Source organism: Geobacillus sp. BK01, from assembly GCF_052220245.1.
In the GTDB taxonomy this organism is placed as follows: domain Bacteria; phylum Bacillota; class Bacilli; order Bacillales; family Anoxybacillaceae; genus Geobacillus.
In genome coordinates this window covers 1-20343 of record NZ_JBQPTH010000017.1, presented here as the reverse complement: position 1 = coordinate 20343, position 20343 = coordinate 1, and the positions used below count along the sequence as shown (strand labels likewise).

Below are 20343 nucleotides of genomic sequence, written 5' to 3'. Positions count from 1 at the left end.
CGTTGACTGAAAGGAGAGTGATCACGATGTCCCGCGCACAACAATGGGTGCAATATTTCCTTTCGCACCGTCATGTCACGTTGGAACTGATCAACAAAATCGATGAAGCGCACTATGATTACAAACCGACGCCGACGTCAATGCCAGCGAAGCAGTTGGCGACGCATATGCTGTTTAGCTTTTACAGCTTCGCCAATGCGGCCAAACACGGCGATCCGGCGCTGTTTGGGCAAAAAATCGAGGATCCCGAGACGAATTTGGCCAAGCTGGCGGAAACGTATACGGAAAAAACGAAGCAGCTCATCGAATCGATGAGCGATGACGATTTCGACCGGATGCTCGATTTGACCTCCATCTTCGGCGTCCAAATTCCGGCCAAGCAGTTTTTGCAGATGGCGATGGACCACGAAATTCATCATAAAGGCCAGCTGTTCGTCTACGTCCGCGGCATGGGGCATACAGACTTGCCGCTGTTTGTGAAACGGGGCTAATCTTCTTCCCCTTTGTTTCATTATGAGGCTTCGAAAAAAAAGCCGGCTAGGCATCCCTAACCGGCTTTTCCTTTTGATTTCTCCTCTTAAATCGAGCACCCTTCGTCGGTGCACGTCCCGCCTTGGTCGGTCGCCAGCGGCTGCAGCGGGGAAGTTTGTTGTTCTTCCTCCCATACTTTCTCAAGCGCCTGGCGGAACACCTCCACCGGCTGAGCGCCGGAGACGGCATACTTCCGGTTTAGAACGAAAAACGGCACACCGCGGACGCCCAACGCCGCCGCTTCTTCCTCATCGCGGCGCACCTCTTCTGTGTAACGGCCGCCGGCCAACACCTCTTCGGCTTCCGTCCGGTCAAGCCCGGCCGCTTCGGCGAGCGCAAGCAACACATCGCGGTCGCTAATGAACTTCGACTCCGTAAAATACGCATAAAACAGTCGTTCCACCATGTCGTTCAGCTTCCCTTTTTCCTTGGCGTATTGCGCCAACCGGTGGGCGTCAAACGTATTCGTCGGCTTCATCGTTTCAAAGCGGAACGTCAAGCCGACCGCCTCCGCCTGCCGGCCGATATCGGCGTTCGCCCGCTTCGCTTCTTCGAGCGAAATGCCATATTTGTTGGCGATGATTTCATGAATCGTCAAGGGCGTTTCTTTTTTCGCATTCGGATCCAACTCAAAGCTGCGGAAGACGATCTCGACGTTTTCCCGGTGTGGAAACTGCTCAAGCGCCTGTTCCAGTCGACGTTTGCCGATATAGCAAAACGGGCAGACAAAATCGGACCATACTTCAATTTTCATGGCCATCCTCCTCTACTTTTGACGCGCTTCCTCTCCATTGTAGCCTATGAACAATCAAATGGCTAACGAAAGACATAGGGGCGGACCCACCCGCATACATTGTACTACCATGCTGTCTGGACAAGGAGGAAGAAACCGATGCATTCCCGTGAACTAGGCGCCTTTCTGCTGCGGATCGTCACCGGGTTCATCTTTTTCGCCCATGGCTGGGTGAAATGGCAGCGGGGGCTTGAGGAAGCGGCGGATTCGTTTGCGGCGATGGGGCTTCCTGGCCCGCTCGCCTACATCGTGACGATTGTGGAGCTTGCCGGCGGCTGGGCGATGATGCTCGGCCTTGGCACGCGCCCGATTGCGGCGGCGTTTGCCATCATCATGATCGGGGCGATCGCCACCGCCAAAACAGACGCCGGCTTGCTTGGCAACGGCCGGGAAACAGGCTATGAATTCAATCTCGCTTTGCTCGCTATGTCGATTTATTTGTGGCTAAACGGCAGCCGGCTTTGGTCGTTAGAAGCCGTAGTCCAACGCGTACGAAGATAAAAGGACAAAAAAGAAGGGGGCTGGCCCAAAACGCGAGTGCGTTTTGGGTCAGCCCTTCTCGTTTATACCCGCACTTTTCCGTATTCTCTCCGCAGTTCGCTCGCGATGATGTTGCGTTGGATTTCCGAAGTGCCTTCGTAAATTTTCGTGATGCGGGCATCGCGGAAATAGCGTTCGATCGGGTAATCTTTCATGTAGCCGAGGCCGCCGTGGATTTGCACGGCAAGATCGGCGATTTTGTTGTACACTTCCGAGCCGAACAGTTTGGCAATGGCCGCTTCTTTAACGACACGCATCTTTTGGTCGACCATCCAGGCGACGCGGTAGACGGTAGAGCGCAGCACTTCAATCAACATGCTCATCTCTGCGAGCATATGCTGGATCGCTTGCTGCTCAATGATCGGCTTGCCGAACTGCTCGCGCTGTTCGGCGTATTCCATGCAGTATTCGAGCAGACGGATGCAGGAGCCGAGATTGCGGGCGGCGAGACCCGCGCGGCCGTTGGCAAGGATTTTGAGAGCGTTGACATACCCTTCGCCTTCTTTTCCGAGCACGTTTTCGACCGGCACTTCCAAGTTGTCAAAAAACAGCTCGGCCGAATGCGATCCGCGCAGTCCCATTTTCCGCTCGACATTACCGACGATAAAGCCGGGGAAATCTTTTTCCACGATAAACGACGTAATGCCTTTCGGGCCTTTCGACGGATCGGTGACCGCCATCACCGTAAATACGTGGGCGTCAATCGCATTGGTGATGTAATGCTTCGAGCCGTTAATGATATAGCGGTCACCTTTGCGGACGGCGGTCGTTTTCAAAGCGGCAGCGTTTGAGCCGGCGCTCGGCTCGGTTAAAGCGAAGGCGCCGATCCATTCGCCTGTCGCCATTTTCGGCAAGTAGCGCCGCTTTTGTTCTTCAGTGCCGAGCTCGACGATGCCGACCGTGCCGATGCCAGTATGGGCGCCGATTAATGTGGTGTAGCCGTTATGCGTTTTGCCGAGCTCTTCGTAAATGGCGCATTTGTCGACCATCGACAAACCAAGGCCTCCGTACTCTTCAGGAATGCTTAAGCCGAACAGCCCCATGTCTTTCGATTTTTCAATAATGTCTTCTGGAATTTGGTCGTTTTCTTCAATGTCCATCGCCACCGGCTCAACGACTTCCTTCACAAATTTACGAACATTTTCTTTTAAAAACTCAATCTCGGCTGGCAATGTAAAATCCATCGTCTTCCCCTCCCGATGATCGGATTCCATATTTTTGCGCTTTGCGCGCGAGTGTCGAAGCATCGACGCCTAACAGCTTGGCCGCCCGCCGATACGTGCGCACACGGTAGAGCGCTTGGATGGTCAACTGGCGCTCAACGTCTGCCACCGCTTGTTTGAGCGGGACGATCTCCCCGATTGATACCGGATTGGCGGTCGGCAGCGCCTCAAGGTAAAGCCATTTCACCACATGGTCTTCGTCAACGACCGGCGCGGCAGACGTTACAAACATGCGCTCGATGGCGTTGACGAGCTCGCGAACGTTCCCGGGCCAATGGTAGTCCATCATCGCCGCAAGCGCCCCGTCAGCAAACATAAGCGGTAGGCCATCGCCGGCGCCTGGTAAATAAGGTCATCGCCTTCCCACCGGCTTAACGTATGGAGAAGCCGCTTCGTCTCTTCGAGTTCAGCGCGGAGCTGCTTCATCTCGGTCATATCTTTGACATACACGGCAGCCCGCTCGGCTCGCCCATCTTCCTCAATGATCGGCACTGCGGAGACGATCAATGTATTGCCCGTTTCCGCTCCTTGATGAATCATCTCCGGCTATTCCTCCTTCGCTGTTGCATACGATGACACCGTCGAGCCCGTGCTCAGCCAACGCGCGAGCCGCACGTCCAAGGAGACCGCTTTCAAAAATAGCCGTTTCGGTTCTTGTCATTGCGTCTTCCACCTTCATCACCATTCCTGCCCTTCCGCCTTCATTATTCTACTTAAGCAATTTTTGTGCCACGAATAATGATTTCGAATATTCAAAAATAATCGTCCCTATGCTTCATCTTACCTGCTTTTTTGTTGCGAAACAACAACGATTTGTTGCAAAACTACAACAGTTCAATACAAAGTGTTGCGCTTCACCCATAAAACATCTAAACCGCTTGTTGCATTTTCGCAACAGCATGACGGAGGCAGATGGCTTGCTATCTATATAGTTTGCCGTGACAGTGTACCGTCCCGCGGCGGATCACAGCCCTGTGAGAGGCCGAGACACCTTTTACACTTCATACAGCATCAAGAAAGATTGCCAAATACGGTTCCTCCTCCAACATTGATCCTTCTTTCCCTGTCCGTTTCGCCCTGATCCCGTGTAATTTCCCCTTTGTTTTGAACGGCTTAGGCCCTCTGTTGCCAATTAAATTCATCGTTTATTCACAAAAATGTATTGTCTTTTTTTTAACGAATTCGCTATAATGGAGTTTAGGAATGATATTGATATTGATTCTCATTTTCCAACTCAAAAGGGGGTGACCGCATGGTCCGCTTGTACGCCGAGGAGCTGACCGTCCGCTACGATGACCGGACGATTTTTGAACGCTTGTCCGTTCACATTCCCGACCGGCAAATTACGGCCATTATCGGGCCGAACGGATGCGGGAAGTCAACGCTCTTGAAAACGTTGACGCGCATCATTTCCCCGCAGTCCGGTGCGGTCATTTTGGACGGCCAAGCGATTTCGCAGCAGCACACGAAAGAGCTGGCGAAAAAAATGGCCATTTTACCGCAGACGCCGGAAGCGGCAAGCGGATTAACGGTCGCCGAGCTCGTCTCGTACGGCCGCTTCCCGTATCAAAAAGGGTTTGGCCGTCTGACGAAACAAGACTACGAAGCGATCGACTGGGCGCTTCACATGACGAAAACGGCCGACTTAAAACACCGGCCGGTCGATGCGCTCTCCGGCGGGCAGCGGCAGCGCGTCTGGATCGCCATGGCGCTCGCCCAGGAGACGGACATCATCTTTTTGGACGAACCGACAACGTACTTGGACATCGCCCACCAACTTGAAGTGCTCGAGCTGCTGGAGCGGCTGAACAAAGAAGAAGGGCGGACGATCGTCATGGTGCTTCATGACATCAACCAGGCGGCCCGTTTCGCCGACTATATCATCGCTATGAAAGGAGGAGCCATCATCAAGTCCGGGCGGAGCGAAGACGTCATCTGTCGCGAAGTGCTCCGCGACGTGTTCGGCATTGACGCCGACATCGGCCGCGATCCGCGGACGAACAAACCAGTTTGCTTGACGTACCATCTGCTGAGGGAGGCTTATTCATCATGAGAAAAACATGGCTTGCATTGCTGCTTCTTTTTGCGCTTGTGTTGAGCGCGTGCGGCAACACAGCGAACGACAACAAGGAAACGAACGCGTCGCCGGCTGAAAAAAAACCGGAAACGATTACGTATCAATCGGAAAACGGACCGGTGGAAGTGCCGGCTGATCCGAAGCGCGTCGTCGTCTTATCGACGTTTGCCGGGCATGTGCTGGCCTTGGACGTCCCCGTTGTCGGCGTGGATTCGTGGTCGAAAATGAATCCGCTTTTTCAAGAGAAACTGAAAGACGCCGAAGTCGTGACCGATGAAGACATTGAAAAAATTATGGCATTAAAACCGGACTTAATTATCGGATTATCCAATACGAAAAACGTCGACAAGCTCAGCAAAATCGCGCCGACCGTCACTTTTACATATGGGAAGGTCGATTATTTGACGCAGTTTTTGGAAATCGGCAAACTGTTGAATAAAGAAAAAGAAGCGAAAGCGTGGATCGACGACTTTACACAACGGGCGCAACAAGCCGGGGAAGAAATCCGGGCCAAAATTGGCGAAAACGCGACCGTCACCGTAGCTGAAAACTTTGATAAGCAGCTATATGTCTTTGGCAACAACTGGGCGCGCGGCACCGAGATTTTGTACCAAGAAATGAAATTGAAAATGCCCAAAGCTGTGGAAGAGCAAGCGCTCAAACCGGGCTACTATGCCGTTTCCCTTGAGGCGCTGCCGCAGTTTGTCGGCGATTATCTCATCTTAAGCAAAAACGGGGACGGCGACACATCGTTTATGGAGACGAACACGTTCAAAAACATCCCTGCTGTGAAAAACGGCCATATGTTTGTCGCTGATGCGAAGGCATTTTATTTCAACGACCCGATTACGTTAGACTACCAGCTCGATTTCTTTCAAAAACACTTTTTAGGCCAATAACGAAGAGACGGGGCGTTCACCGAAGTGAATGTCCCGTCCTTTCTTGTGTCAAAGGGGGAGTCACCGATGGATGCAGACCGCCGGCGTTGGCCGTTTCGCTATACGTTTGTTCTGTCGCTTGGCCTGCTTGCCGCCGTTTGGTTTGGTTCGATGCGAATTGGCGTCGCCGATACGACATGGAGCGACGTATGGCGGGCGTTGTTTTCCGATCAACAAGGCAAACAGCTTGACCTCATTCGTGAGCTCCGCTTGCCGCGCGAAACGGCGGCGGCTTTTGTCGGCGCCGGCCTTGCCGTCGCCGGGGCGATCATGCAAGGGATGACGCGCAACCCGCTCGCCGATCCGGGGCTTCTTGGCCTCACCGCCGGAGCGAACGCAGCGTTGGCCATGACGATGGCCTTTTTCCCTTCCGCCCATTATCTGTTGATCACGGTCGCCTGTTTGCTTGGTGCGGCCGTCGGGGCAGGCGTCGTCTTTGGCATCGGCTCCATACGCCAAGGCGGGTTTTCCCCGCTGCGCATCGTCCTGGCCGGCTCGGCGGTTTCGGCGCTTTTGTTTGCCATCGCCGAAGGAATCGGACTGTATTTCCACATTTCCAAAGACGTCTCGATGTGGACGTCAGGCGGGGTGGCCGGGGTCTCATGGAAACAGCTGGCCGTTGGCGTCCCGCTCATTGCAATCGGTCTGGCCATTGCCGTTTCGTATGCGCGGCCGCTGACGATCCTTAGCTTAAGCGAAGACGTCGCCGTCGGCGTCGGACAAAAAACAGCAGCGGTGAAAATGGCGCTGTTTTTGGCGGTGTTTTTGCTGACGGGAGCATCGGTCGCGATCGCCGGCAACATCACCTTTATTGGATTGATGATCCCCCACCTCGTGCGGGCGATCGCCGGCGCCGACTACCGGTTCGTCATCCCGCTGTCAGCCACCGTCGGCGCCGGCGCCATGGTGCTGGCCGACACGGCGGCGCGCACGATCCATGCGCCGTTCGAAACGCCGGTAGCCGCCATCATCGCCGTCATTGGCTTGCCGTTTTTCCTCTTCGTCGTCCGGAAACAAGGGAGGGGCTTTTCATGAGAAAAAAAAGTTCTTCGCTCTTTGCCTTGCTTGCGCTGCTCATTGCCGCAACGGCGGCCGTCGCCTTAGGCACCGGCGATGCGCCGCTCTCATATAACCGCATCGTCCCGACACTGTTTGGCTACGGTTCGATGGAAGAGGAATTCATTTTGTTTTCCCTTCGCCTGCCGCGCCTTTTCATCACCTTGTTGGCCGGCATGGCGCTCGCCTTATCCGGGGCCGTATTGCAAGGCCTCACGCGCAATGACCTCGCCGACCCGGGCGTGCTTGGGATCAACGCCGGCGCCGGCGCAGGCGTCGCCTTGTTCTTTTTGTTTTTCCCGATTGAGGCCGGAACATTTCTTTACACCTTGCCGCTCGTTGCCTTCGCCGGAGCGCTGCTGACGGCGGCTGCCATCTATGCTGTCTCCTACAATAAAACAACCGGGCTGCAGCCGGTGCCGTTTATCTTAACCGGCGTCGGGTTTTCGATGGCGCTCTCCGGGCTGATGATCGTCCTCATTTCTGCGGCTGACCGGACGAAAGTCGATTTTATCGCCCGCTGGCTTTCCGGCAACATTTGGGGTGATGACTGGCCGTTTATTTCGGCTATGTTGCCGTGGCTGGCGGCGGGCACACTGGTGGCGTTGTATCGGGCGAAGCATCTCAATATTTTGCACTTAGGCGATCCTGTTTCAATCGGGGTCGGCGTCCACGTCCGCCGCGAGCGGCTCGTGCTTATGATAACAGCTGTGGCCGTCGCAGCCGCCGCCGTCTCCGTGACGGGAGGCATCTCGTTCATCGGCTTGATGGCGCCGCATATCGCCAAAGCCATTGTCGGCCCGCGCCATGAACGGGTCATTCCAGCGGCGATGCTGATCGGCGGCTGGCTGCTGCTTGCAGCCGACACGATCGGGCGCAACGCCCTCGCCGAGCCGCTCCCCGCCGGGGTCATCGTCTCCTTGATCGGTGCGCCGTATTTCATTTACTTATTGCTGAAACGTTGACATCCGCTGCTCGTTATTAGAGCGGATTCGAACGATAGCACCCACAAAAAAGGCGCCGGTTCATGAAACCCGGCGTCTTTTCCAAAAGCGGACAACCACAACGGCAAGGACAATCGCGATGATGACATAGACGACTTCAGCGTACGCGCCAATCACGTCGGATACTTTTCCCCACGACTGGCCGAGCGCCGCGCCAACGGAAATTAAAATCGTATTCCAAATGAGCGTCCCTAATACCGACAGCCAGACAAACAGCCATACGTTCATCTTCGCCATGCCGGCCGGAATGGAAATCAAACTGCGCACAAGCGGGATCATGCGGCCGAGAAACACCGCCCATACCCCGTAGCGTTGAAACGTCCGGTTCGCTTTGGCGATATCTTCCGGCTTCACCCGCAGCCATCCGCCCCAGCGCTCGACGATCCGCTCAAGCCGCTCGACAGACAACAGCCGGCCGACGCCATACAGCACCAACGCCCCGACGACCGAGCCGGCAGTCGCCGCCGCAATAACGCCCGGCACCGTCAAAGACGTGTATGTCGTCATAAACCCGCCAAACGGCAAAATGACTTCCGACGGAATCGGCGGGAAAATATTTTCAAGCGCGATCATCAAAAAAATGCCGATATATCCGAATTGCTCCATAAAATCGGTGATCCAAGCCTGCACGCGTTCTTCCTCCATTCGCTCGCCCTTCGCTTATGTAGGATGTTTATGCATCGTCAATGCAATCCTTTCCCTATCTTAACAGAAAACCGCCATTCCCCGCAAAACAAAAAGGCGCCCCGCCGTATTTTCGGGACACCCTTTCTCCGTTTCTTTAAACAGCGGCCGGTTCGGACAGCACCTTTACAATCCGCTCAATCGCCCAGTCGAGCTCTTCTTTCGTAATAATAAGCGGCGGCGCAAAACGGATGACCGTTTCGTGCGTCTCCTTGCAAAGCAGTCCTTGTTCTTTCAGCGCTTCGCAATACGGACGCGCCGGTCCATGCAGCTCGACACCGATAAACAAGCCGCGGCCGCGGATTTCTTTAATGTCCTTGTTTTGGATTTGCTTTAACTTCGCTAAGAAATATTCGCCAAGCTCAAGCGACCGCTCCGCCAGCCGCTCTTCTTCGATCACCTCGAGCGCGGCGATCGACACCGCGCATGCGAGCGGATTGCCGCCGAACGTCGACCCGTGCGAGCCGGGTTCAAACACCGACAAAATGTCGCGGTTGGCGACGACGCACGAAATCGGAAACACCCCGCCGCCTAACGCTTTTCCTAAAATATACATGTCAGGCACGACATCTTCCCAGTCGCAGGCAAACAACTTTCCGGTCCGCCCAAGGCCGGTTTGGATTTCATCGGCGATAAACAAGACGTTATTCTCCTTGCACACGTCATACGCCGCTTTTAAAAACCCTTGCGGCGGGATGCGGATGCCGGCCTCCCCTTGGATCGGTTCAAGGAGAAACGCTGCTGTATTTGGGGTCAGCGCCGCTTTTAGCGCTTCAATGTCGCCGTACGGAATGATTTTCACCCCTGGCAAAAGCGGACCAAAACCGCGTTTATAGGCCGGTTCGGACGACAATGACACCGCAGCGAGCGTCCGGCCGTGGAAATTGCCTTCACAGACGATGATTTCCGCCTGATTGTCCGGGACGCCTTTGACGTCATACGCCCAGCGGCGCGCCGCCTTGAGCGCCGTTTCGACCGCCTCGGCTCCCGTATTCATCGGCAAGACCATCTCTTTTTTTGTCAATCGGCACACTTTTTCATACCACGGGCCGAGCTGGTCGTTATGGAACGCGCGCGACGTGAGGGTGACGCGCTCAGCTTGCCGCTTTAACGCCGCAATAATTTTCGGATGGCGATGCCCTTGGTTGACAGCCGAATAGGCGCTTAACATGTCCATATAGCGGTTTCCTTCCGGGTCTTTCACCCATACTCCTTCTGCTTCGGAAATGACGATCGGCAGCGGATGATAATTATGCGCCCCGTATCGCTCCGTCTGTTCGATGAGCTGTTCGGATTTCGTTGTCATCAGGATCACTCCTCTTGGTTTCTCCTGCACGTTATCCTTTTCCCACTTCAGCCCCGCCTTGAAGCGGAAAACTCCTTGCCAGGACGTTGAACGCCCTCCGACCTACGCGGACGCTTCAAGAGGGAAGATTCTTAGGAACCCTTGCCCCACGGCGGGCTGTCCATCAATCCGCCCCCGTGCGCCCCGTGATTCTGCTGTCTTGCCGCGACAGCAAACAAAGCCCTACATTCAAACAATTTCGGGCGGCTTATACTTTTGATTCATTGAAGGCAAAGGGAAGATGGACGGTGAACACCGGTTCATCCTCCACTTACGCTCACGCGCAGAAACGGGGGTCTCCTTGGCGCAGATGAATAAAAGAGGGCGGCCGCGGCCGCCCCGGCGTTAAAACATTTCCGACACCGTTTTTGCTTGCATATGGAGGATCAAGTAGTCCGGACCGCCTGCCTTCGAATCGGTGCCTGACATGTTGAAGCCGCCAAACGGCTGGTAGCCGACAATGGCGCCTGTGCAGCCGCGGTTAAAATACAAGTTGCCGACATGAAACTCGTGCCGCGCTTTCTCAAGGTTCGCCCGGTTGCGCGAAATGACGGCTCCCGTCAAGCCGTATTCCGTGTTGTTCGCGATCTCCAGCGCATGATCAAAGTCGCGCGCTTTCGCAAACGCCACGACCGGCCCGAAAATTTCTTCCTGCATAATGCGCGCGTTCGGGTCGACATCGGCAAACACCGTCGGCTGGATGAAGAAGCCTTTCGAATCGTCTCCTTCTCCGCCCGTCATCAAGCGACCTTCCTGCTTGCCGATTTCGATGTACTCGATAATTTTGTTGTACGCCCCTTGGTCGATGACCGGGCCCATAAATGTCGCCTGTTCGGCCGGGTCGCCGACGTTGAGCTGTTTGGTCAGCTCGACGACGCGGTTTAGCACTTGGTCGTAGACGTCCTCGACGATGATCGCGCGCGAGCACGCCGAACATTTTTGCCCCGAGAAGCCAAACGCCGAGGCGACAATCGATTGCGCCGCCAGTTCGAGATCGGCTTCTTTGTCGACGACAATGGCGTCTTTTCCGCCCATTTCCGCAATGACGCGTTTCAACCAAATTTGCCCCGGCTGCACTTTGGCCGCCCGCTCATAAATGCGTACTCCGACTTCACGCGAGCCGGTGAAGCTAATAAACCTTGTGCGCGGATGGTCGACCAAATAGTCGCCGACTTCCGCCCCGCTTCCCGGGATATAGTTCAACACGCCGGCCGGAAGCCCAGCCTGTTCGAGCACTTCGACAAATTTATACGCCACAACCGGCGTTGCGCTCGCGGGTTTCAAGAGCACTGTATTGCCCGTCACAAGCGAAGCGACCGTCGTGCCCGCCATAATGGCAAACGGGAAGTTCCACGGTGAAATGACGACCCCGACCCCAAGCGGAATATAGAAAAACCGGTTCGTTTCCCCCGGACGGCTTTCAACCGGAATACCGTCTTTCAGCTTCAACATTTGCCGCGCGTAATATTCCATAAAGTCGATCGCTTCGGCCGTATCCGCATCCGCTTCGCGCCACGGTTTGCCCGCTTCTTTCACCATCCAAGCGGAAAATTCATGCTTGCGCCGGCGCACGATCGCCGCTGCGCGGAACAAAATATCGGCCCGCGCTTCCGGGCTCGTTCGGCTCCATGTACGGAACGCTTCATCAGCGGTTTTCATCGCCCGCTCCGCCAGCTCTTTGTTCGCCTTCGCCACCCGGCCGATCACTTCCGCTTTATTCGCCGGGTTGACCGACGTGATTTTGTCTTCCGTCATCACCCGTTCTCCGCCGATCACGAGCGGATAATCGCGGCCCAGCTCAGCTTCGACTTTTTTGAGCGCCGCTAAAAACGCTTCACGGTTCGCTTCTACGGTAAAATCAGTGAGCGGTTCATGTTTATACGGCTGCACCATCGAGTTCGTCCCCCTTCATTAGGCAAAAAAATTTTTCTCAATAAAACGCTTCCATAGTTATATTATGCAAATCTTTATGGCGCATTTCAACTTTTTTCTTTTGTCACCACCAGCTTTTTTCTAGTATCCCCTGTTTCCCCCGTCTTTACAACCCCATCGACCAGCTTCCGCCTTTCGCATTTTGCGAACGCACGTTTCAAGCGTCCTCCCTTCCCGTCGGCGTGGAATACCCATCCTTCTTGTTCATAGTATGCAAAATTTTTTTGCCTTCTTTATCTATGCAACAGCAGGCAATGTGGTATAATAGTTCCTAAAAAAAGAGGGGTATGTATGAACCGCGATGTGAAAGCGCTCCTATCCATCTACGCGCAAGTGATCGAGCTGATCGACCTCGGCATTCATGCCGTCGACAAACAAGGCAAAACGATCATTTACAACCAAAAAATGCGCGACATCGAGAGCATGGACATCGAGGATGTGCTTGATAAGAACATTTTAGATGTGTTTCGTTTTGACCCGAAACAGCCGAGCACACTGCTTCAAGTGTTGCAAACCGGCGAAAGCATCCTCAATCAACAACAAACGTATTTTAATAATAAAGGGCAGGCGGTGACGACGATCAACCACACGTATCCGCTGCGAAAAGACGGGGAAATCATCGGAGCGGTGGAAATCGCCAAAGACATGACGAAATTCCGCAAACTGATGGAAGAACAGCGGCAGCGCCAAGAGTCGGCGCGCACGTTCGCGGATATGATCGGTCAAAGCGCGGCCATACAAGCAGCGATCCGCCTCGCCAAATACGCCGCCCGCTCCGATGCGCCCGTCCTGCTTATCGGCGAAAAAGGAACGGGCAAAGAGCTGTTCGCGTCAAGCATTCACCACGAAAGCGGACGGCGGACGAAACCGTTTTTCGTGCAAACGTGCTTGGCGCTCCCTGACGATTGGCTCGAAACGATGCTGTTTGGCTGTGAAGAAGGAGATGAAATCCAACTTGGCTTGTTTGAACAGGCGGATGGCGGCACTGTGCTGCTTGACGATATCGACGCTTTAAGCTTGCCATTGCAGGAGAAGGTCGCACGTTTTTTGCAAGAAAAACAATTGATTCGTGTTGGCGGTCAACAACCGGTTCAAACCGACGTCCGCTTGATCGCCTCAACAAGCGGCGATCCGATCGACGCTGTTCAAGCCGGGGAACTATTGAAACCGCTATACTATCAGCTCGCCGTCCATTGCATCGTCCTGCCGCCATTGCGCGAACGGAAAGAAGACATTTTGTCGCTGGCAACCCATTTCATCCGCCAAGGCAACGAGCACTACGGTTTAAACGTCGAAAGACTCAGTGATGACGTACAAGAGGCGTTTCTTGCTTACCGTTGGCCCGGCAACGTGCGCGAACTGGAAGCCGTCATTTTGGAAACGATGGCGACGATGGAACAAGAGGAGACGATCACCCTCGCCCATTTGCCTGCCTCTTTTCGGGCCAAGCTCGCTCCCGATGATGCTAAAACCGACTTTTTATTTGATACCGAAGACATGTTGCCGCTTGACAAATACATGGAGGAAGTCGAAATTTACTACATCCGCAAGGCGCTGCAGCACCACGGCTTCAACATTACGAAAACAGCCAAAGCGCTCGGCTTAAGCCGACAAAACTTGCAATACCGCATCCGCAAGTATCAGATTGATAAAGAGAGGGAATAAACAGCAAGACAATGGAACCAAGAACGGCCGTTCAACAAAGAAAAGCACACGTTCGGAGTGATGTCCACTTTTCCGCAACGTGTGCTCCCAAATGAATTCCCGGTAAAGAAGCGGGGAAATCTTGTCTTATTGTTAGTTCTTTGATGATTCGAAAAATTTATTGTCCAAGGCAAATAACCGGCTGCCGCTAAGACAAAGAGCAATCGCCACGGACAATAAGGTGACATCCAATTCATACCCTGCTGTTTGCCCATTGCCCAAGAAACCGGCCGACAACTTGGCGGTGAAAATGGCGCCAAGCATCACACATGCAAGCAGCGCCGAAATCATTCTCGTTCCCAATCCCAAGATTAAGGCCATTCCTCCGATCAGTTCAATGAAGGCGACAACGTAACCAAGAAACCCGGCCACACCAATGCTTTCGAACCAACCGGCTACGTTGCCAAGACCCATTTGGAATTTGGCGATGCCGTGAATCAGAAATGTCACCCCTAAAACGACCCGTAAAATCAACAACGCCCATTCGTATTTTTGCGCCATTCTTCGTTCTCCTCCGTGTTATCGCACGGTTTTTAACGCCCGGCTCCATAATAAAAGCTCATCCAGCATCGCATTGACTTGTTCAACATGGAACGCTTGAGGCTTAAACACTGTTCCATTCTCAAAATCCGTAAACAGCGACAATGTCGGATGTGTACGGACGTCAGCGATTTTGAGCTCGCCGCAAATTCCGCGCAAATGTTCAGCGGCACGGGCCCCGCCGGTCGAACCGTAACTGACAATTCCTGCCGCCTTATTGTTCCAAGCTTCACGAGCCCAATCAAGCGCATTTTTTAACGCCCCGGTAATGCTATGGTTGTATTCCTGGACGATGAATACGAACCCGTCAAGACTAGCCAGTTTCTCGTTCCAAGCAGCGATGCCCGGCTCCGTTCCGTCTGTTGTTCCGAAAAACGGCAAGTTAAAATCAGCAATATCCACAATCTCATAATGGGCATCCCCACGTTGATCGGCAAGTTCTTTCACCCATTTTCCGACTTGCGGACTGACGCGCCCTTGCCGAGTGCTTCCTAAAATAATCCCGATCTTTAACGTTTCATTGGCCATGGTTGGTTCCTCCTTCGTTTCTTTTTTCAGCAATTTATCAAAAAAACCCATGTTTTACACCGCCTTCTTCTATGATGAATAAGTTTCTATGTGGAAATTTGCAAAAGGATACGGTTTCCCGAAGGATCCCATGTCATCAATACTCCATTTTCCTCCTTGACAGAAGCGCCGACTTCCCTCAACCCGGCGGCCACTTTTTCCTTTGCCGCTTCATCCGGCAACATGAGTGTAAAAGATTCAAGGCCAACGCTGTTCGCTGGCGGCATCGGCGCGCCGACGCCATTCCACGTATTTAGGCCAATATGGTGATGGTACTTTCCTGTCGAAAGAAACAGCGCCTGGCCTCCGTATCGATTGACAACGTCGAATCCTAACCCTTTCGTATAAAACTGTTCAGCCTGCCGCAACTCTGAAACGTGCAGATGAATGTGCCCGATCAACGTCCCGCGCGGAAGGCCATGCCAAGCTTCCTCTTTCCCTTCGGCCAGCAGTCCTTTCACATCCAATGGCTCCGTCGACATAGCCACCTCTTCGTTCGCCCATCTCCATGTGGAAGACGGCTTGTCGGCATATAGCTCAATTCCATTTCCATCCGGATCGGCCAAATAAATGGCCTCACTCACCCAATGGTCAGCGCCCCCTTGCAGCGGATAGCCAATGCGAAGCAAATGGGCGAACACTCTTCCTAAGTCGGCCCGCGTCGGAAGCAAGATCGCAAAATGGTACAGCCCTGTTGTCCGGCCCTGCTTCGGAATGACGTTTTCCGGCTGTTCAACCGACAACAAAACCGTTTGGCCATCAGCCGTAAACAACGCCTGCCGGTCTGTTTTTTTCCACACTTTAAAGCCGATGACTTGTTCATAAAAATCGATCGAACGCTCGATATTCTCCACCTTGATGCTGACCTGGCTGACGAACGTTGCCGGCTTGCGATGGAAATTCATGTCGCCACCTCCTTATCACTGTGGATATAAGTGAATATTAACTTACTTTATGTAAGTAAGTATATATTTATAATTTAGTTAAGTCAAGTTAATTTATTTATAAAATATAATTAAGTTATCCCGTAAAATCAGTTACAATATGAACAAGGAACAAAAGTTTCCTTGACTTCGTCCACTTCGCCCCTGACAGGCTCACGTGAATGAACATCATAGTTGTTCAGCCGCTGGAACCGTTTATAATAAAGGTAAGGAGATGATCGAATTGGATAAAACGCTTTGTCCTCGATTTGAAAAAGCCATGGGATTATTAAGCCAGCGGTGGACGGGATTAATTATTTACCAGCTGCTGACCGGACCGCAGCGTTTTTGCCATATTGAATCCGCGATCGGCATCAGCGGCAGGGTCTTATCAGAGAGACTAAAGGATTTGGAAAATGAGGGGATTGTCAAGCGGGAAGTGTTTCCGGAGACGCCGGTTCGCATTGAATACTCGTTAACAGAGAAAGGGCAGGCTCTTGAACCGGTTATGCGTGAAATTGAAAAGTGGTCAAAAACGTGGCTTATGGACAACGGAGGATAACGCGGCCATGATCGATGCCCATATCCATCTCGACCAGTATCCGAACATCAGCGAACAAATCGAGCGCTGGCAAGAGGCTGGCATCACCGGTGTCGTCGCCGTCTCCACCGATTTGCGCTCGAGCTACCGGACGCTCGAACTGAAGCAGCAGTTCCCTTCCTTCATCTATGCGGCTATCGGCTTTCATCCCGAACAGCCGCTGCCAAGCGAAAGCGACTGGAACGAATGGACAAAGCTCGTCAAGCAAGAGCGGCCGCTGCTCGCCGCCATCGGCGAAGTCGGGCTGCCATACTATTCCGCAGAAGCGGGCGCCAAGCTGCCCGCCTATCAAGAACGGTTAGCCGAAATCGCGGCCATCGCCGCCGATGCCTCCTTGCCGCTCGCCCTTCACGCCGTCTACGACCGTGCCGAAACCGCCTTGGCCATCTTGCGGCAAGCCGGCGTCCGACACGCCCATTTCCACTGGCTGAAGGCTGATCCAACGGTGGTCAGACAAATCGTCGCATGCGGCTACTACATTTCCGTCACACCGGAAGTGTGCTACCGCGAACGCGACAAGCAACTATTATCTTTTGTTCCGATCGAACAGCTGCTCTTAGAAACCGACGGCCCATGGCCATTTGCCGGCCCGTTTGCCGGAAAACCGACAACGCCGCTATGGCTGCTCGACTCCGCTCGTACCGTGGCCGCCCAATACAGACGGGATGTCGAACAAGTGAAAGCGGTCACCACAGCGAATGCGAAGCGGCTTTATGGGAAAGCAACAAGATGACAAAGCCGAGCAGCAAGAAATCCCCTGCTCGGCTTGAAATCTATTCCGGGAAACTGTTCTACCCATGGCCAGCCTCTTCCCGGTCTACATATTCCTTCTTCACCTGCTTTAACGTCGCCACGATGAGAAAACTGACAATGACGAGCAAACACCATGAACTCACCTTCCCAAGATGAACGAGGCTCCACGCCTTCGCTTGGTTCGGATATTGCCAAGCGCCAAAAAAGGTGGCGATGTTTTCCGCGATCCAGATGAAAAACCCGATCAGCAAAAACGACAAAACAAGCGGCATCCGGTAGCGCACTCCCCCGACCTCATACGTCACCCATGACCGCCAAAAGACAAGCATGACGAAGCTTGAGAGCCACCAACGAACGTCCACCCAATAATGGTGGGTGAAAAAATTCAAGTAAATCGCCGCCGCCAACGGAACGACGAGCCAAAACGGCGGCCATTGCACAAGCTCCACCTTCAGCCTTCGCCACGCCTGGCAAAGGTAGCTCGCCACGCTCGCATACATGAACCCGCTGTACAGTGGTACGCCAAAGAGTTTCGTATACCCCTCTTCCGGATACGACCACGACCCCATGCGCACTTTAAACAGCTCGAGCGCAAGCCCAATGATGTGGAACAAGGTGATCACCTCAAGCTCATCCCGCGTTTCCAGCCCTGACCGCACCATCCACCATTGCATGAGAAGGCAAATGACAAGCAGCCAATCATAACGCGGCAACAGCGGAAGCGGCACGAGCTTCGTCAGCGCCAATGAGGCAAAAATGACGACCGGAAACACGCACGATCGCGCCTGCTCCCAGCCAAAACGAATCAGCTGCTTCAATGCCGTGACGATAGTCCACTTCCGCGTCCTAACCACCAACGGCTGACAAAACGGATCGCTCGCCCCATATTCTCCTTTCATCGGTCGCCCCTCCCCACCTTCACGAATTTGCCTCCTCGTCCTCGCTCCGGTACTCCAAAATATCGCCAGGCTGGCAGTCGAGCGCCTTGCAAATGGCTTCCAATGTCGAAAAGCGGATCGCTTTTGCTTTCCCATTTTTCAAAATCGACAAGTTCGCCATCGTGATCCCGACTTTCTCCGACAGCTCGGTCACGCTCATTTTCCGTTTGGCCAACATGACATCCAAATTGACGATAATCGGCATGCCGTCCACCTCAAATCGTAAGCTCATGTTCTTGTTTGATTTCCACCGCCTGCTGCAGCAGCTTTTGCAAGACAGCGGCGAACACAGCGATGACAAGCGACGCAAACGGCACAATCAGGCCGACGAAAATGACGCCCGGAGCGTCGTCTTTCTCGGCGTACAAGTAAAACAGCGGCAAGGCGAGCAAATGCAGCCCGCTGATGGCGACGGCGCAACGTTTGATCGTCCTTAACGCTTTCACCGACGCCTCGGAAAACGCATCGTTTCGGTCAATATACACTAACAGCCGAAACGCCTGGTACAAAGCAAAATAAAACGGCAGCGCGGACGCCTCAAACACAACATAAACAAAATACTTGACCGAAGGGAACGTTGGCACGAGCTTGACAGCCACCTTCGCAAGCGCAGGCACCAAAAATAGGCACAATGCCAAAACCGGAAGGCCGATCAACACTAAAGACGCCTTCAAAAACAACGTTTCCCGTTTCATCGAAACACCTCACTGACCGGTTTTCGATTTTATTGTAACGGTTGATTTATCGTTTTTCAATAAATAATTATTGATTTTAATTAAATTTTTGTTGCAAAACACGATAAGCAAAAAAGCATTCCCGGCACAGGGGAACGCCTGATTACAAACGTTGATGCAACATAATCCTTGATTTTGGATCATTGCACAACCATATTCACTTCCACGCCGCCCATTACCAATCAATTCGCTTTCCATCCTGGAAAAATCCGCCGTTCGGCCCGTCAGGCCCGATCTCCGCCAGCCAAAGGATCGACTCGGCTGCTGGCTTTTCGGATTGCCGTTCATCAAACATGGGTGGGGCAAGCCCAACGCCGATCATAAGGTCATCTCGACGGTCTAGTATATATGGTCTAAGAGCCGATATTCGTGACGTGATTTCAACTTTTCGGGATGCTTCACTTTTATGGATGCAACCTCTCCGCAATCAAGACAAACCGTATCTCCAACAAACGGTCAAATCCATCACCGATGAACAGCTTTGGCTTCTGCTTTCGTTCTGTGTATCGTGCCAAACGGATGCTCAGGCGGAGCATAAATGGAATACAGCTTCAGAGGGACATGTCCTGTGTTGATCACATTATGCCACGTCCCCGCTGGAATCATGATGGCGTCATCTTCGGACACATTCCTTTCAAAATCCAGAACGTTTTTTCGTTTCCCCATTTGTACAAGCCCCTGTCCTTGTTCAATGCGGATGAACTGATCGACATCGGGATGCACTTCCAGACCGATATCGCCTCCAACATCGATGCTCATCAACGTCACCTGCAAATGGTTGCCCGTCCAGATCGCTGTCCGATAATTCGGATTCTGTTTGGCGGCTTGCTCGATATTGACCACGAACGGTTTCCCGCCGTAATCTTTCAATTCGATTTGAGGGTTCCTGTTATTCAGCAAGTTTTCAGAATAACCATGTGAATAAAAGTTTCGCCGGTCTTGTTGAAGGGTCCAGTAAGAAGGCATCGGATAGGGCCACTGCGTGCTGTAATACGGATGGACATAATAAGGATTCAATTCCGTGTTCACTCTCCTCACGCTTGGAATTTGTGGAATCTGCGACTAGTTTATGCAATCGCCCAGTAAGGAGTGACAAGAGCACATGGGCAAACGGAGCATCGTGAGGAGGAGAAACCGACAAAAAGCGGTGGCCATTCATTGTAAATTATCACTTTATTTCGGAACAAAAGAGCCATTTTTTTGCACATTCTTTCAGAAAGCTCTCTCCCCGTTTCTGAAAGAATGTGCTAAATTTTTTGTGAATGATTTCGAAAGAGAAAATCCATCGGTTCAGAGGAGGGGAGGAGGACGTGATTCAATTTCATGACTTTGGCATTGACGTCCAAACGTATGCAGAGCGTGGAAAAGAAAACGACTTCCCTCTTCTGACACAGTGTCCGCATTGCCGGGCCAAGCGCCCGTTGCACCGCCACGGTTACTATGAGCGAAACGCATTGACC

The 20343-nt window shown here is 53.1% G+C and carries 21 protein-coding genes and 2 pseudogenes; 10 read left to right on the top strand and 13 right to left on the bottom strand.

Translation table 11 applies throughout. From position 1 onward, the window contains the following. Positions 1 to 26: 26 nt before the first annotated feature. On the top strand, positions 27 to 491 hold the full coding sequence (locus ACTVDO_RS13880; protein ID WP_442901721.1) for a DinB family protein: 465 nt from the start codon (positions 27 to 29) through the stop codon (positions 489 to 491). 86 nt (positions 492 to 577) lie between these two features. Here the strand turns inward: ACTVDO_RS13880 and ACTVDO_RS13875 are convergent, their stop codons facing one another. Beyond that, positions 578 to 1285 (bottom strand): DsbA family oxidoreductase, encoded by a 708-nt coding sequence (locus ACTVDO_RS13875; RefSeq protein WP_442901720.1) that lies wholly within the window; start codon positions 1283 to 1285, stop codon positions 578 to 580. A gap of 138 nt (positions 1286 to 1423) precedes the next feature. On the opposite strand from ACTVDO_RS13875, the gene ACTVDO_RS13870 reads away from it, so the two are divergent. After that, on the top strand, positions 1424 to 1825 hold the full coding sequence (locus ACTVDO_RS13870) for a DoxX family protein (protein WP_020958425.1): 402 nt from the start codon (positions 1424 to 1426) through the stop codon (positions 1823 to 1825). A 62-nt stretch (positions 1826 to 1887) separates the two neighbouring features. Here the strand turns inward: ACTVDO_RS13870 and ACTVDO_RS13865 are convergent, their stop codons facing one another. Together ACTVDO_RS13865 and ACTVDO_RS13860 are read right to left on the bottom strand one after the other, a co-directional pair. Beyond that, on the bottom strand, positions 1888 to 3048 hold the full coding sequence (locus tag ACTVDO_RS13865; protein ID WP_020958424.1) for an acyl-CoA dehydrogenase family protein: 1161 nt from the start codon (positions 3046 to 3048) through the stop codon (positions 1888 to 1890). Then, positions 3020 to 3627, bottom strand: a pseudogene (locus ACTVDO_RS13860) (helix-turn-helix domain-containing protein); the annotation flags it as partial. The pseudogene ACTVDO_RS13860 and the gene ACTVDO_RS13865, both read right to left, overlap by 29 nt. Positions 3628 to 4339: 712 nt before the next feature. Between ACTVDO_RS13860 and ACTVDO_RS13855 the strand changes: the two are divergent. The 4 genes from ACTVDO_RS13855 (at position 4340) to ACTVDO_RS13840 (ending at position 8123) form a co-directional block, all read left to right on the top strand. Further along, positions 4340 to 5140, top strand: a complete 801-nt coding sequence (locus ACTVDO_RS13855) for an ABC transporter ATP-binding protein (protein ID WP_020958421.1) — start codon at positions 4340 to 4342, stop codon at positions 5138 to 5140. After that, positions 5137 to 6063, top strand: a complete 927-nt coding sequence (locus tag ACTVDO_RS13850) for an iron-hydroxamate ABC transporter substrate-binding protein (RefSeq protein ID WP_020958420.1) — start codon at positions 5137 to 5139, stop codon at positions 6061 to 6063. Before ACTVDO_RS13855 ends, ACTVDO_RS13850 begins: the two co-directional genes overlap by 4 nt. 66 nt (positions 6064 to 6129) lie before the next feature. Next, positions 6130 to 7137: a FecCD family ABC transporter permease gene (locus ACTVDO_RS13845; RefSeq protein WP_442901719.1), complete on the top strand. Its 1008-nt coding sequence runs from the start codon at positions 6130 to 6132 to the stop codon at positions 7135 to 7137. After that, positions 7134 to 8123 (top strand): FecCD family ABC transporter permease, encoded by a 990-nt coding sequence (locus tag ACTVDO_RS13840; RefSeq protein ID WP_442901718.1) that lies wholly within the window; start codon positions 7134 to 7136, stop codon positions 8121 to 8123. Before ACTVDO_RS13845 ends, ACTVDO_RS13840 begins: the two co-directional genes overlap by 4 nt. Positions 8124 to 8183: 60 nt before the next feature. Here the strand turns inward: ACTVDO_RS13840 and ACTVDO_RS13835 are convergent, their stop codons facing one another. The 3 genes from ACTVDO_RS13835 to pruA all read right to left on the bottom strand — a co-directional run bounded on the left by ACTVDO_RS13835 (position 8184) and on the right by pruA (position 12084). Then, the gene (locus ACTVDO_RS13835; RefSeq protein ID WP_442901727.1) at positions 8184 to 8792 is read right to left on the bottom strand and encodes a DedA family protein; all 609 of its coding nucleotides are present in this window, start codon (positions 8790 to 8792) and stop codon (positions 8184 to 8186) included. A 151-nt stretch (positions 8793 to 8943) separates the two neighbouring features. Next, the gene (locus ACTVDO_RS13830; protein ID WP_442901717.1) at positions 8944 to 10152 is read right to left on the bottom strand and encodes an ornithine--oxo-acid transaminase; all 1209 of its coding nucleotides are present in this window, start codon (positions 10150 to 10152) and stop codon (positions 8944 to 8946) included. A gap of 384 nt (positions 10153 to 10536) precedes the next feature. After that, positions 10537 to 12084, bottom strand: a complete 1548-nt coding sequence (gene pruA, locus ACTVDO_RS13825; protein ID WP_020958415.1) for an L-glutamate gamma-semialdehyde dehydrogenase — start codon at positions 12082 to 12084, stop codon at positions 10537 to 10539. A gap of 330 nt (positions 12085 to 12414) precedes the next feature. On the opposite strand from pruA, the gene ACTVDO_RS13820 reads away from it, so the two are divergent. Next, positions 12415 to 13788 (top strand): sigma-54 interaction domain-containing protein, encoded by a 1374-nt coding sequence (locus tag ACTVDO_RS13820; protein WP_442901716.1) that lies wholly within the window; start codon positions 12415 to 12417, stop codon positions 13786 to 13788. A 132-nt stretch (positions 13789 to 13920) separates the two neighbouring features. Here ACTVDO_RS13820 and ACTVDO_RS13815 read toward each other — a convergent pair whose 3' ends face one another. From ACTVDO_RS13815 to ACTVDO_RS13805, 3 genes are read right to left on the bottom strand one after another with little or no spacing between them, the layout of a single operon-like run. Then, a complete protein-coding gene (locus tag ACTVDO_RS13815; RefSeq protein ID WP_020958413.1) occupies positions 13921 to 14328 on the bottom strand; it encodes a DoxX family protein in 408 nt (135 codons plus the stop codon). A gap of 18 nt (positions 14329 to 14346) precedes the next feature. After that, positions 14347 to 14946, bottom strand: a complete 600-nt coding sequence (locus ACTVDO_RS13810; protein ID WP_020958412.1) for an NADPH-dependent FMN reductase — start codon at positions 14944 to 14946, stop codon at positions 14347 to 14349. Positions 14947 to 14981: 35 nt separating this feature from the next. Further along, entirely contained in the window at positions 14982 to 15839 is an 858-nt protein-coding gene (locus ACTVDO_RS13805; RefSeq protein WP_020958411.1) for a VOC family protein, read from the bottom strand. A 253-nt stretch (positions 15840 to 16092) separates the two neighbouring features. Between ACTVDO_RS13805 and ACTVDO_RS13800 the strand changes: the two genes are divergently transcribed. After that, entirely contained in the window at positions 16093 to 16419 is a 327-nt protein-coding gene (locus ACTVDO_RS13800) for a winged helix-turn-helix transcriptional regulator (RefSeq protein ID WP_020958410.1), read from the top strand. A 7-nt stretch (positions 16420 to 16426) separates the two neighbouring features. Then, the gene (locus ACTVDO_RS13795; protein ID WP_020958409.1) at positions 16427 to 17191 is read left to right on the top strand and encodes a TatD family hydrolase; all 765 of its coding nucleotides are present in this window, start codon (positions 16427 to 16429) and stop codon (positions 17189 to 17191) included. Between the two features lie 58 nt (positions 17192 to 17249). On the opposite strand, the gene ACTVDO_RS13790 is transcribed toward ACTVDO_RS13795, so the two are convergent. The 4 genes from ACTVDO_RS13790 to ACTVDO_RS13775 all read right to left on the bottom strand — a co-directional run bounded on the left by ACTVDO_RS13790 (position 17250) and on the right by ACTVDO_RS13775 (position 19849). Then, positions 17250 to 18110 (bottom strand): DUF817 domain-containing protein, encoded by an 861-nt coding sequence (locus ACTVDO_RS13790; protein ID WP_442901715.1) that lies wholly within the window; start codon positions 18108 to 18110, stop codon positions 17250 to 17252. 19 nt (positions 18111 to 18129) lie between these two features. Continuing rightward, the gene (locus ACTVDO_RS13785) at positions 18130 to 18354 is read right to left on the bottom strand and encodes a helix-turn-helix domain-containing protein (protein ID WP_020958407.1); all 225 of its coding nucleotides are present in this window, start codon (positions 18352 to 18354) and stop codon (positions 18130 to 18132) included. Positions 18355 to 18364: 10 nt separating this feature from the next. Beyond that, entirely contained in the window at positions 18365 to 18844 is a 480-nt protein-coding gene (locus ACTVDO_RS13780; protein WP_442901714.1) for a DUF2975 domain-containing protein, read from the bottom strand. Between the two features lie 504 nt (positions 18845 to 19348). Next, on the bottom strand, positions 19349 to 19849 hold the full coding sequence (locus ACTVDO_RS13775; protein WP_051391574.1) for a cupin domain-containing protein: 501 nt from the start codon (positions 19847 to 19849) through the stop codon (positions 19349 to 19351). A 344-nt stretch (positions 19850 to 20193) separates the two neighbouring features. Between ACTVDO_RS13775 and ACTVDO_RS13770 the strand changes: the two are divergent. Then, positions 20194 to 20343, top strand: a pseudogene (locus tag ACTVDO_RS13770) (DUF6431 domain-containing protein); the annotation flags it as partial.

Excerpts from the sequence above, each read along its gene's own strand:
- ACTVDO_RS13790 (WP_442901715.1), bottom strand. The coding sequence starts at position 18,110 with ATGAAAGGAGAATATGGGGCGAGCGATCCGTTTTGTCAGCCGTTGGTG.
- ACTVDO_RS13870 (WP_020958425.1), top strand. The coding sequence starts at position 1,424 with ATGCATTCCCGTGAACTAGGCGCCTTTCTGCTGCGGATCGTCACCGGG.
- ACTVDO_RS13780 (WP_442901714.1), bottom strand. The coding sequence starts at position 18,844 with ATGAAACGGGAAACGTTGTTTTTGAAGGCGTCTTTAGTGTTGATCGGC.
- ACTVDO_RS13795 (WP_020958409.1), top strand. The coding sequence starts at position 16,427 with ATGATCGATGCCCATATCCATCTCGACCAGTATCCGAACATCAGCGAA.
- ACTVDO_RS13875 (WP_442901720.1), bottom strand. The coding sequence starts at position 1,285 with ATGAAAATTGAAGTATGGTCCGATTTTGTCTGCCCGTTTTGCTATATC.
- ACTVDO_RS13810 (WP_020958412.1), bottom strand. The coding sequence starts at position 14,946 with ATGGGTTTTTTTGATAAATTGCTGAAAAAAGAAACGAAGGAGGAACCA.
- ACTVDO_RS13785 (WP_020958407.1), bottom strand. The coding sequence starts at position 18,354 with ATGCCGATTATCGTCAATTTGGATGTCATGTTGGCCAAACGGAAAATG.
- ACTVDO_RS13865 (WP_020958424.1), bottom strand. The coding sequence starts at position 3,048 with ATGGATTTTACATTGCCAGCCGAGATTGAGTTTTTAAAAGAAAATGTT.
- ACTVDO_RS13815 (WP_020958413.1), bottom strand. The coding sequence starts at position 14,328 with ATGGCGCAAAAATACGAATGGGCGTTGTTGATTTTACGGGTCGTTTTA.
- pruA (WP_020958415.1), bottom strand. The coding sequence starts at position 12,084 with ATGGTGCAGCCGTATAAACATGAACCGCTCACTGATTTTACCGTAGAA.
- ACTVDO_RS13830 (WP_442901717.1), bottom strand. The coding sequence starts at position 10,152 with ATGACAACGAAATCCGAACAGCTCATCGAACAGACGGAGCGATACGGG.
- ACTVDO_RS13840 (WP_442901718.1), top strand. The coding sequence starts at position 7,134 with ATGAGAAAAAAAAGTTCTTCGCTCTTTGCCTTGCTTGCGCTGCTCATT.
- ACTVDO_RS13775 (WP_051391574.1), bottom strand. The coding sequence starts at position 19,849 with ATGCCTTCTTACTGGACCCTTCAACAAGACCGGCGAAACTTTTATTCA.
- ACTVDO_RS13855 (WP_020958421.1), top strand. The coding sequence starts at position 4,340 with ATGGTCCGCTTGTACGCCGAGGAGCTGACCGTCCGCTACGATGACCGG.
- ACTVDO_RS13805 (WP_020958411.1), bottom strand. The coding sequence starts at position 15,839 with ATGAATTTCCATCGCAAGCCGGCAACGTTCGTCAGCCAGGTCAGCATC.
- ACTVDO_RS13800 (WP_020958410.1), top strand. The coding sequence starts at position 16,093 with ATGATCGAATTGGATAAAACGCTTTGTCCTCGATTTGAAAAAGCCATG.
- ACTVDO_RS13880 (WP_442901721.1), top strand. The coding sequence starts at position 27 with ATGTCCCGCGCACAACAATGGGTGCAATATTTCCTTTCGCACCGTCAT.
- ACTVDO_RS13820 (WP_442901716.1), top strand. The coding sequence starts at position 12,415 with ATGAACCGCGATGTGAAAGCGCTCCTATCCATCTACGCGCAAGTGATC.
- ACTVDO_RS13845 (WP_442901719.1), top strand. The coding sequence starts at position 6,130 with ATGGATGCAGACCGCCGGCGTTGGCCGTTTCGCTATACGTTTGTTCTG.
- ACTVDO_RS13850 (WP_020958420.1), top strand. The coding sequence starts at position 5,137 with ATGAGAAAAACATGGCTTGCATTGCTGCTTCTTTTTGCGCTTGTGTTG.